7 protein-coding genes are annotated in these 11,858 nt (G+C 40.2%); 5 read left to right on the top strand and 2 right to left on the bottom strand.

Translation table 11 applies throughout. From position 1 onward, the window contains the following. Positions 1-54 precede the first annotated feature (54 nt). From PLE33_08640 to meaB, 5 genes are all read left to right on the top strand, one after another. Positions 55-1,410: a FlgD immunoglobulin-like domain containing protein gene (locus PLE33_08640; protein ID HPS61309.1), complete on the top strand. Its 1,356-nt coding sequence runs from the start codon at positions 55-57 to the stop codon at positions 1,408-1,410. A gap of 439 nt (positions 1,411-1,849) precedes the next feature. After that, positions 1,850-3,127, top strand: a complete 1,278-nt coding sequence (locus PLE33_08635) for a phosphoglycerate kinase (GenBank protein HPS61308.1) — start codon at positions 1,850-1,852, stop codon at positions 3,125-3,127. A gap of 266 nt (positions 3,128-3,393) precedes the next feature. Continuing rightward, positions 3,394-5,292, top strand: coding sequence for a methylmalonyl-CoA mutase family protein (locus PLE33_08630; protein ID HPS61307.1), 1,899 nt, complete (start codon positions 3,394-3,396; stop codon positions 5,290-5,292). Beyond that, positions 5,292-7,430, top strand: a complete 2,139-nt coding sequence (gene scpA, locus PLE33_08625) for a methylmalonyl-CoA mutase (GenBank protein ID HPS61306.1) — start codon at positions 5,292-5,294, stop codon at positions 7,428-7,430. Before PLE33_08630 ends, scpA begins: the two co-directional genes overlap by 1 nt. Then, on the top strand, positions 7,423-8,517 hold the full coding sequence (gene meaB, locus PLE33_08620) for a methylmalonyl Co-A mutase-associated GTPase MeaB (GenBank protein ID HPS61305.1): 1,095 nt from the start codon (positions 7,423-7,425) through the stop codon (positions 8,515-8,517). Before scpA ends, meaB begins: the two co-directional genes overlap by 8 nt. A gap of 22 nt (positions 8,518-8,539) precedes the next feature. On the opposite strand, the gene PLE33_08615 is transcribed toward meaB, so the two are convergent. Then, positions 8,540-10,462: a SpoIIE family protein phosphatase gene (locus PLE33_08615; GenBank protein HPS61304.1), complete on the bottom strand. Its 1,923-nt coding sequence runs from the start codon at positions 10,460-10,462 to the stop codon at positions 8,540-8,542. After that, the gene (locus PLE33_08610; protein ID HPS61303.1) at positions 10,459-11,481 is read right to left on the bottom strand and encodes an ABC transporter substrate-binding protein; all 1,023 of its coding nucleotides are present in this window, start codon (positions 11,479-11,481) and stop codon (positions 10,459-10,461) included. The genes PLE33_08615 and PLE33_08610 overlap by 4 nt, the downstream gene beginning before the upstream one ends. Between the last annotated feature and the right edge of the window lie 377 nt (positions 11,482-11,858).

Below are 11,858 nucleotides of genomic sequence, written 5' to 3'. Positions count from 1 at the left end.
ATTCTCAGATCAGATATTTTAGGTTCTTCAAAATAGGGGCTTTGTCAACAGCCTGTGGTAGCTAATGCTACCTATAGATATTTTGGACAGTTTGTTCTTTCTACTGATGATGCCTTAACCAATGGTGCAGGTATTGGCTGGTTTGTTAATTCAGATAATACTATCACTCGTAATTCTACATTAGGAATGAGCACTGCGGGAACATATTCGGAATTTACAACTGATACTAATGGTTCATATACCGGTTGGTTCATGGGTGAGCCATCCGGGAATGCGAAATTTACTCCTGGAAACAATCTATACTATAGGATAATGCTAAATAATGGTGCAGGTGGAACCAGCGTTGTAACACGGTTAACGACTGCTAATTCCTTTAAGGTAATAAATTTTGGCACATCTACAGATGTTAACCAGGGAACATTCTTATATGGCGTTTCTCAGTCACCTGCAAAGAACTTTTTGTTTGTTTATGATAATGTAGAAGGAACTGGAAGGCCTATAGCTGGAAGTATTATAGAAAATGATGGATTAGATTTATCTGATATTACTCAAATTCTTGGGTCTTATAAAACCAATGTAGACAATGTTTCTGGTGCATGGGGTGTAATAATTCCCAATTCAGTTGGAACAAAAGGATTTTCTGGAATTAAACGCGTTGAAAGTAGAAATCTTTCAGATGGTAGTTTATATGCTCAAGCTACAGATAGTGATGGTGTTTGGCCCAGCGGAGCTGATACGGTAGATCCAAATGGGGGTGATGGAATTCCAATAGTTTTAACTGAAAATGATGCTACTCTACCGGTGGAGTTATCTGCTTTCACCGCAAACATTAATTCCCAAGGTGGGATAACTTTAATGTGGGTAACTCAATCCGAAACGGGAGTAAATGGTTTTTATGTGAATAGGGCAATGGTGAATGACCTGGCAATAGCAGAAAGGATTAGTCCTTTAATTCCGGGCAGCAATACTTCTCATCAGCAGGTTTATGTGTATAGCGATAAAGAGGTCTATGAACCGGGAACTTATTATTACTGGCTGGAGATTCAGGATATAGATGGAGTAGTTAATTATTACGGTTCCAGGAGTGTTACTTTTGGTGGTAATGGGAATAATGGAACTCCGGATATTCCATTAGTTACGGGTATCCGTTCAATCTATCCCAATCCCTTCAATCCTTCCGCTACGATAATGTATGAACTTGAGCAACCGGCAAACTTGAATATAGAAATATACAATAACCGCGGTCAGTTAGTGCGCAGTTTTGCTATGGGACAAAAAGAGAAGGGAAGATACAAATTACTGTGGGATGGAACAGATAATTCCGGATATTCCTGTGGAACGGGAATATATTTTATAAAGATGCAGGTAGGGAAAGAGACCTTTGTGAAGAAAGCTGCGCTGGTAAAATGAAGAGATAAATGGCGAGAGGTCTTGAGGGCGAGAGGTCTTGTGGTTTTTGTACCGGCGCTCGCTGTAGCGCCGAATAAAAAAAACGGCGGAACGGCGTCCGCCGGTACAAAGAACGGTGTCCTCCGACTACACAAGTCATCCCATATTTATTAAAATCCCTTAAATCCCTATAATCCTGTTCATCCCAGACCTATTATTTTTCTCTCTGCCCTCTGCCCTCTGCTAAATTAATCCCTATAATCCTGTTCATCCAATACCTATTAAATCCTCTTAATCCTTAAATCCTTAAATCCTCGTTCCTAAAATCCTACCCTGATATGTGCGAGAAATAGCTTGACGAATAACCCCATTTTAAGAGATAAATCCCCGTAATAGAAAAGACCTTTAACAGTAATCTCTATGTGCATATAACTATCCATATAAAAAGGAGATAGAGAAAATGAACAAGATTGCCGATATGCTGGATGCGGACTTAAAAGACAATGTCTGCCTAGTGCGGATGGACCACAATGTAGTTAAAAATGGCATCATCAAAGACACGATGCGGATTGATGCCACAATTCCAACTTTAATGCATATTTACAGAAAAGGCGGTTTACCTGTTTTGATGACGCATATAGGCAGACCCTTTGATAAAAAGACGGGTATTATTAACATCTCGGAAGGAGATTCTGTTCTGCCCGTAGTTCAATATCTTAAGAATAAATTTCAGTTAAAAGGTATAATTCCTAATTGCAGAGCAGAAGGAAGTAGCGGAATAACGGATTTAAGCCCTATTGGCAAAGCTGTGCAGGCATTAAAAAAAGGGGAAGCGGATTTCGTTTATTTGCCTAATACCCGTTGGTTTAAGGGAGAAGAGGCAAAAGATGAAAGTGCCGATATTTTTGCTCAGGGTTTAGCTGCCTTTGCTGATGTGTATATTAACGATGCCTTTGGTTCGTGGCAAGCCCATAGCAGCACTTATAATATTGCCAAATTTCTTCCTTCTTACGCGGGATTGCTAATGCAGAAAGAAATAGCGAATTTGAACAAGGTCTTTGAACCTCAGCGTCCTTTTTTGGCTATTGTGGCGGGAGCTAAGTTTGATACAAAAATCGGGCCTCTTTCTTCTCTGCTGAAAATAGCTGATAAATTGATTTTGGGGGGAGTGATATATAATGCTTATCTCTGCAGTAAATATCAGCTTCAAATTGAGGGGGTAACACCCGAAGATATTGATGCAGCCAATAAGTTTATCAATGACAGTAAGGATTACCTGGATAAAATAGTGGAATTGCCGATAATTGTGGAGAACACGGGTATAGAAAAAAGACAGGGGACAAGAGAACTGGATGTTAAGACTCTTCAGCCGGGAACGAAACTAAATTATGTTTTGGATGTGAGCGCTGAGAACTTTGCCCGAAACGAAATCCAAAAAGTGTTTCTGGAAGCAGGAACTATCTTTGTAAATGCCGTAATGGGTTACACAGCTCTCTATCCTGAGGGCTCAATGGCTATGTATTCATTAATTGATAAATGCTCCCAGGCAGTTAAACTCTTTGGCGGAGGAGATACCATTCAGGATTTTAAGGAATACCTGCCAGGGATATTTGCCAAGGCACAAAACGACCCAAGCTATTATTTCTTCACCGGAGGGGGAGCGATTCTGGATGCTATTCAACAGGGTTCTCCTTATGGGATGAAACCGGTGCAGATGATTGTGAGGGCAGAGAGCTGAGAGCTGAGGGCAGAGGGCAGGGGGTGATGCGTCCTGAAAATAGTGGGCTAAAAGAATGATGAATAAAGATAAAAAGAGAGTTATAGAATATTTCGGTGAATTCGGTGCTTTCGGTGGCTAAAAAATAAGATAAATTCATAAACGACAAGAATGTCGTATTCTCGGAAGGTTGACCTCCTGGTCAACCATAATAAACGACAAGGATGTCGTTTTTCCGGAATGGGAACGACAAATATGTCGTTTTTCGGATAGAAAAGGAGAAAATAGTGGACAGTGAAATTAAGTTAAACCTGCTGCAGGAATTCCCTCCTCCCAGCTTTGAGGAATGGTTGCAAGCAGTGCAAGCAGGATTGAAAGGTGCAGATTTGGACAAAGTTCTTAAAACCAAAACCACGGAAGGAATAACTCTGCAGCCAATCTATCGTCAAGAAGATATAGCGGGTATTCCTTTTACAGGAAGCCAACCGGGAAGCAGTCCTTTCGTGCGGGGCAATAATCCCCTCCGGTTTTTAACCGAGGGTTGGTTAATTGCTCAAAACCATCCGGAGACAGACCTGAAGGAATTGAACAAGATATTGCTGAAGGAATTAAATCAGGGTTTGACGGCAGTAAATATTACCTTGAGTAATTTTAGTTCCGCAGAAGGGATAAAAATACAGAGCTTAACTGACTGGGAAACACTTTTGGACGGGATATACCTTAATTCTGCCCCCCTGTTTATGCAATTAGGTATTGAGGATATAGAAATACTGCAGACCTGGGAGCAATATGCAGCTAAACATAATATAGCTATAAAGTCCCTGGAAGCAGGCATAGGACTTGATTTTATCGGGGAACTTGCCGAAAAAGGTTATCTGTCTTGCACTTTGGCAGATGCGGAAGAGAAATTGGCAGAAATAATAAAATGGAATGTAGAAAAAATGCCCCAGAACAGAATTCTCAGCATAGATACCTCTTGTTACGAATCTGCAGGCGCTTCCAGCGTTCAGGAACTGGCTTTGGCATTGGCTACGGCAATTTATTATTTAAGACAATTACTGAATTCCGGTTGGACAATTGAGCAGGTAGCACCTTTATTTCAAGTAAAACTAACTCTGGGTTCCAATTTCTTTATGGAAATAGCCAAAGTGCGTGCTCTGCGTTTACTTTGGGCGGAAATGATTAATGCTTTCGGTGGGGGAGAGGAAACTCAAAAGGTTTGGATTCACGGTAAGACAGCTAAATTCAATAAGACCCTCTACGACATTTATGTAAATGTGTTGAGAACTGCTACTGAAGGTTTTGCCGCTGTGATTGGAGGGGTAGATAGTTTGGAAATTGGCTGTTTTGATGAGTTAATTGCTCAGCCGGATGAATTTTCTATGCGCTTGGCAAGAAATCAGCAGATAATCTTAAAAGAAGAGGCACATTTGGATAAAGTGCTTGACCCAGCAGGGGGCTGTTACTATATTGAATGGCTTACTAAGGAACTGGCAAACAAGGCGTGGAAATTGATGCAGGAAATTGAAGGCAAGGGGGGAATGCTGCAATGTTTGATAAAGGGAGAAATTCATAACAGCATTGAACTAATAGTTAGGGAAAGAATTGAAGCTGTGAATAAAAGAAAAAACATCTTCGTGGGTATCAATATGTATGCCAACCCGGAAGAGAAAATGCCGACTCCGCAAAAAGCTGATAAACCTGCTGCAAAAGAAGATAAAGCTTTTGTTCTGAAAGATGGAGCATTACCGAAGCATAGAGCTGTAGAAGAAATGGAGAATTTAAGAATGCAGATGGAAGCAAGCCAAACCAATAAAAAGGTCTTTTTACTGAATATGGGAACTTTGGCAGAATATAAAGCCAGAGCTGATTTTGCCCTCAATTTCTTTCCTGTAGGTGGCTTGGAAGTTATTTATCCCGATGGTTTTAATACTGTTGAGGAAGCAGTAACAGCGGCAGAGAAATCGGGTGCTGCTGCCTTTTGTATTTGTTCCACGGATGAAAATTATGTTAGCTTAGTTCCGGAAATATGTAGCCGGATGAAAGACAAAATATTGATTTTAGCTGGTTATCCTGCTGATAAAATTGCGGACTACAAGCAGGCAGGAATAAATTATTTTATTCACCTTAAGGCAGATGTGACAGCTACTTTACGGGATTTGGCAAAACAGATGGGGGTGATATAATGAAGAAGCCTGATTTTTTGAACATAAATCCAGATTTTAGCACAAAAGAACAGCCGGCACCTAAGCTGAATTTCAGCTGGAAAACCAATGAGCAGATAGAGGTGAAACCTTTATATACCAAAGAGGATATAGCACATACAGAACATTTGGATTACCTCTCCGGTCTGCCGCCTTTTTTAAGAGGACCCTATCCTACAATGTATATTCAAAGACCTTGGACAATTCGTCAATATGCCGGTTTCTCCACTGCAGAAGAAAGCAATGCCTTCTATCGCAGAAACCTGGCTATGGGGCAAAAAGGTCTTTCCATCGCTTTTGATTTGCCAACGCACAGGGGTTACGATTCAGACCACCCTCGCGTGATTGGGGATGTAGGAAAAGCCGGTGTGGCAGTGGATTCTATTCTGGATATGAAAATCCTTTTTGACCAGATTCCGCTTGACCGAATGAGTGTTTCAATGACAATGAACGGAGCTGTTATTCCGATTATGGCATTTTATATTGTAGCAGCAGAAGAACAGGGTGTGCCTCCGGAAGCGCTGAATGGAACTATTCAGAATGATATTTTGAAAGAATATATGGTACGAAATACTTATATTTATCCCCCTGAGCCCTCAATGCGCATAATAGCAGATATTTTAAGCTACACGGCAAAAAATATGCCTAAGTTTAACAGCATCAGCATTTCCGGTTACCATATTCAGGAAGCGGGAGCAACTGCCGATTTGGAAATGGCATATACTTTGGCAGACGGTTTGGAATATGTGCGCACAGCTCTTAAGGCGGGTTTGGATATTGATGTTATTGCTCCGCGGCTTTCTTTCTTTTGGGGAGAAGGTATGAACTACTTTATGGAAGTAGCAAAATTGCGTGGTGCCAGAGTTCTGTGGGCAAAGATAATTAAACAGTTTAATCCTCAAAATCCGAAGTCAATGGCTTTAAGAACCCATAGCCAGACCTCGGGCTGGAGTTTAACAGAACAAGACCCATACAATAATATCACCAGAACCTGCGTTGAAGCGTTAGCTGCTACTATGGGTCATACTCAATCCCTGCATACTAATTCTCTGGATGAAGCAATTGCTTTACCAACTGATTTCTCTGCCAGAATTGCCAGAAACACGCAGCTCTATTTACAAAATGAAACAGGCATTTGCAGAGTTATAGACCCCTGGGCTGGTTCCTATTATGTAGAATTTTTAACTGATGCATTAATGAAAAGTGCCTGGAAACATATTTTGGAAGTAGAAAATTTAGGTGGTATGGCAAAGGCGATTGAAACTGGGCTTCCCAAAATGCGCATTGAAGAAGCATCTGCCAGAAGACAGGCAAAGATTGATTCCGGAGCGGATATTATTGTAGGTGTTAATAAATATCCTCCGGAAACGGAAGTCCCTATAGAAATATTGGAAGTGGATAACTCCGCAGTGCGGGATACTCAAATTGCCCGTTTGGAAAAATTGCGTCGGGAACGCAATAATGAAGAAGTGGAAAAAGCACTGCAGGCAATTACCAAAAGCGCTGAAACAGAAGAGGGAAACCTTTTGGAACTGGCAATTGACGCTGCCAGGAAAAGAGCTACCTTAGGTGAAATATCTTACGCTATGGAAAGGGTTTGGGGTCGTCACCAGGAAGCCATTCGTTTAATCAATAATGTTTACAGTAGTGAGTATAAAAAAATGGATGAAATTGAACAAGTTCGGGCTTTAACCGATAAATTTGAGCAACAGGAAGGTCGCAGACCTCGTATTTTAGTTGCCAAAATGGGTCAGGATGGTCATGACCGCGGAGCGAAAGTTGTGGCTACTGCTTTTGCTGATATGGGTTTTGATGTGGATGTAGGTCCTCTGTTTCAAACTCCGGAAGAAACGGCGCGTCAGGCAGTGGAAAATGATGTCCATATAATTGGCATCAGTTCTTTGGCGGGAGGGCATAAAACACTATTACCTAAGCTGATGGAAGAGCTGAAACAATATGGCAGAGAAGATATTATGGTTACGGTGGGGGGAGTAATTCCTCCGCAGGATTATGAATTTCTCTATCACAATGGAGCAGCTTTTATTTTCGGACCGGGAACTAAACTGCCTGAATCTGCCAAACAAATAATGGAAAAGCTCTTGGCACGCGGGAATGAGTAAAAAACGCAAACCGGAATGGACTCCTGAAAATAGCGGAAAAGAATTTGCCGGTAAGATAGTAACCGGAACAAAAAGCCTGAAAACTAAAACAGTTCCTGCACTTAAAGAAAAGAATTATAGTCCGAAAACACTGGCGAAAGGAGTTCGGGAAGGGAATCGGACTTTGCTTGCCAAGGCGATTACTTTAATTGAAAGTAATGCCGAAAAGCACTTTTTACCTGCGCAGGAACTGATTAAAGACCTTCTGCCTTATTCCGGAAATTCCATTCGGATTGGCATCACGGGAGTTCCTGGTGCAGGGAAAAGCACTTTTATTGAGAATTTTGGCTTGTATTTAATAGAAAGAGGTCATAAAGTAGCGGTTTTAGCTATAGACCCCAGTTCCACGATCAGCAAAGGCAGTATTTTAGGCGATAAAACAAGGATGGAATTGCTTTCTCGCAATCCTGAGAGTTTTATTCGTCCTTCTCCCAGTGCTGGAATTTTAGGCGGAGTAGCCAGGAAAACCAGAGAAACGATTATCCTTTGTGAAGCAGCAGGTTACGATGTGATTTTAATTGAAACAGTAGGAGTAGGTCAATCGGAAACCACTGTCCGCTCAATGGTGGATTTCTTTTTACTGATGCAGATTGCCGGGGCGGGAGATGAACTGCAGGGTATTAAAAGAGGAATTATTGAACTGGCGGACATAATTGTAATCAATAAAGCCGATGGCGACAATATTACCCGCACGGAAATTGCCAGAAGAGAACTGCAAAATGTGTTACATTATATCCGAAATTCCACTGAAGGTTGGCAAACGCAAGTTGTAACTTGTTCTGCCTTAAATAAAATTGGCTTAACCGAAATCTGGAACTTGATAACTGAATTTCAGGATATTACCCGAAAGAGCGGTTTTTTCACTAAACACAGAGCACAACAAAATACCCTGTGGTTTGAAAATCTGATTGCGGAAGCAGTTTTACATCGCTTTTACCAACAGGCGAAAGTGCAAGAATTATTACCACGCTTGAAAGAAGAAGTAGCAGCAGGGAAAATACCGGTAGCCTTAGCAGTAGATACAATTTTGAAAAACAGTGAAGAGTGAAAAGGTAAGGCCGTTCTACCTTCTAAACCATATCCCATTCTTCATTCTTTTTGTAATCCATCACCAGAATAGTGATATCATCTTTTTGCAGAGCATTTTGGGCAAAGCGATGCACTTCCTGCAAAATTTGGAGAGCAGTTTGTTCAGGATTATCAGTAGTAAGCCGGTTGATAATATCGGTAAGACCTTTCAAGCGTAGAAAGTCCTCCTCAGGATTCATCGTTTCGGTTATGCCATCAGTAATCAGTATTATTTCATCACCTGCTTCCAGTTGAATATTGGAAGCGCTAATTGTTATATCGGCAAACACTCCTAAAGGGTTGGAATGTGTTTCGGGTATTATCTTACAGCCATTTTTGCTTTTTCTGATTATTATGGGTAGATGACCCGCATTGGTAAATCTTAATTCTCCTGTTTGCAGATTTATTATTCCCAAAAGAGCAGTAACAAAATTGGAGGCGGTAGATTGCTTGCAGAGGAAATTATTCAGGTTTTGCATAATTTCTCCGGGGCTATTTTGGTAGGTGGAAACAGTTCTTAAATAGGTAGATACCATTGTCATCGTCATAGAAGCAACAATACCTTTACCTGCCACATCAGCTATAATAAAGAGAAAGTGGTTTTTATCTACAGGGAAGAAATCGTATAAATCTCCCCCAATATCGCCTGCAGGTTCCAAAATCCCATAGCAGCGAATTTCTTTGATACCATAAGGATGTTCCGTGTTTTGGGGAATTAGTTTGCGCTGAATTTCTGAAGCAAGTTGCACTTCTGTTTCAATCCGGTTTTTTTCGGTGGTAGTAATTTTAAGGTTTTCAATATATTCTTTCAGCGATTTTTGCATCGTGGCAAACGCCAGAATTAAGCGTTCTATTTCATAGCTATTTGCAGTTGCAGGGAGTTGGGCATCAAAATCGCCTTTACCTATTTTATTGGCTATTTCTGTAAAAAGACGGATTGGACTGGACACGCTTAATGTTCTGTAATATACAATTAGAGAAATAGTTATGAAGATGACTACCGAGAGCAGGGTTTGAATAATCAGCATCAAATTAAGGTCTCTTACCACATCTTTATGAGCGATAACGATTCCTAACGACCAATTATTACTAAGGAGAGGCGAATAATAAAGCCAGGAATCGCCAAAGACGGTATCACCCTGCAAATGCACAAAATCACTATCTCCGTTAATCATTTTTTTTCCTATTTGGCGCAAAGTTTTATCCTTTGCCCCTTCTGCGATACTGAAGATAGTTTCGTTAAAAGCAAGAGAATCAGCAGGATGAGTGATAATTGTCCCGTTACTGGAAACCAGAAAAGCATAACCGCTATGTTTCAGCTTTAAGGGAGATACAATTCTCTGCAAAGCAGATAGCTTTGTATCTAAACGCATAATTCCAACACATTTTCCTTCGGAAAAAAGAGGCAGGCAATAGGAAATAACTGTCTCTTTCGTGTTAGAGGCATCAAACCAGGGTTCCGTCCAGTATTTGCTTTTCAGCTCAAAAGGGATTTGAAACCAATCCAGATATTGATAATCGCTAAGCTTCAGTTCTTTCGTAATAGCTTTATTCTGAGAGTGATAAATAGATCTGGAATAGCCAAAGTAATTTGGAGCATAAGCAATAGTTACTGCCTCCAGAGTTTCAAATTCATACACCAAATCGTGCAGCAGGGAATTTACTTTCTTACTGTTAAAGTGCTCTGAACGATAAAGAATAGACACTGTGCGGGAGATATCCACTACATTTGTCAACCGGTCTTCAATTTGGTAAATTGCCTCATTTGCCAAATGACTAACCGTATCTTTGGCATTTTCCATCATAATATGTGAAAAGAGAAATCTGGTAACACCAATAAATATACTAAATATAAGCACCAGGGAGATAAAGATAAACATTATTATCTGATATGCCAGGGAGCGGGGTTCAGGTTTCTTATTCATCGGGGGAAAAAGCTTTTATAGGATTGACGGGTGGAGGGCATATTTTCAGCAGCAAGTAAATTTTTAGCTTTCTCAAAATCACTTTCCTGCAGAATTCCAATACCATTATTGGGAGTTAGAATATCGTTACTTAGTTCCTTCAGCATCCATAATTGATGAGGTCTATTCGCCGGTAAGTGATTTTTACGCATCTCTTCCAAAACGGTGGAAACAGTTTCTTCCTGATTATTGATGGCATAAATCCAGCCCTGCATTGTAGCATCAGCAAAATCACGACACTGCTGCGGATGTCTGTTATAAAATTCACGAGTAGTGTAAAGCCCATTATCGGCAATATTTAATCCCTTATCGGCAAAGGAAATAGTGAATAATTCCTCCGGGTCTATCCCTGCTTGCAGAATTTGGTGGTATTCATTGTAACGCATTACATTCATAACATCTATCCCGTCTTTCAAAAAAAGATTGATAGTGATATCCAAATCCACTATTTCCATATTCAGTTTATTTTGCTTAAGAAAAATTAAAGAAAGAAGGCGGTCATCCGTTTTCCACAACCCTATCTTTTTTCCATCAAAATCAGCAATGGAGTTTATCCCGCGCGATTTTTTGCCTACCAGCATTAAAGATGTGCTCTGCGTAATTTGTGCCAAATTAACTAAATTGCCTTTTTCAGCATCGCGCTTCACGGCTGTTAATAAAGACATTTGGCAAATATCACTATTGCCCTGCTGTAAATTTTCGTAGGGAGGAAAGTTTATTCCGCCGGGTTGAACAATTACATCTAACCCTTTCTGATTGTAAAATCCTTTTTTTTGTGCCATATAAACACCGGCAAATTGTGCTTGAGAAGACCAAACCGGACGATATAGAATTGTAAATAAACGGGGCTTCTTTTCCTGTATAGCATTATCCTCCAAAGGGATAGAGATATTAGCTTTATTTTCCTGTTTACAGCTTCCGATAAATAGAAAGGTTAACAGAACTAAAGGCAGTAGAATTATTATCCTTCTGTGGAGCATTATATTGCTATTTTCCTTGGCGTTAGCCGTAAAATAAAGAATTCTATTTGCATTGTTTCTCCTTTTTCCTCTTTATGGCAGAAGACATTTACCAAGGACCTGTTTCTCATTTCTAATATTTGGCTTATTTTGTCAATAAGAAACAAGCCAAAATTTTACTTTTTATTGTTGAATTATTTCAACAGTGCCGAGAACAGCGATATATCGTTAACGAATCCTGATATTTTAGAGAGGTTTTAACTTACAATTTCACCTGCCTTCAATGAAACGACATCCCACACTTTTAGTTCAATTACAACCTTACTGTAACTGGTATCCAAACCGAATTTTTGTTTTAACTCTAAACCGAGCTTCAGCTTTGACAGTTTCGGACAAAA

It is taken from the genome of Candidatus Cloacimonas sp., assembly GCA_035403355.1.
In the GTDB taxonomy this organism is placed as follows: domain Bacteria; phylum Cloacimonadota; class Cloacimonadia; order Cloacimonadales; family Cloacimonadaceae; genus Cloacimonas.
This window is presented reverse-complemented; position numbering and strand designations above follow the sequence as displayed.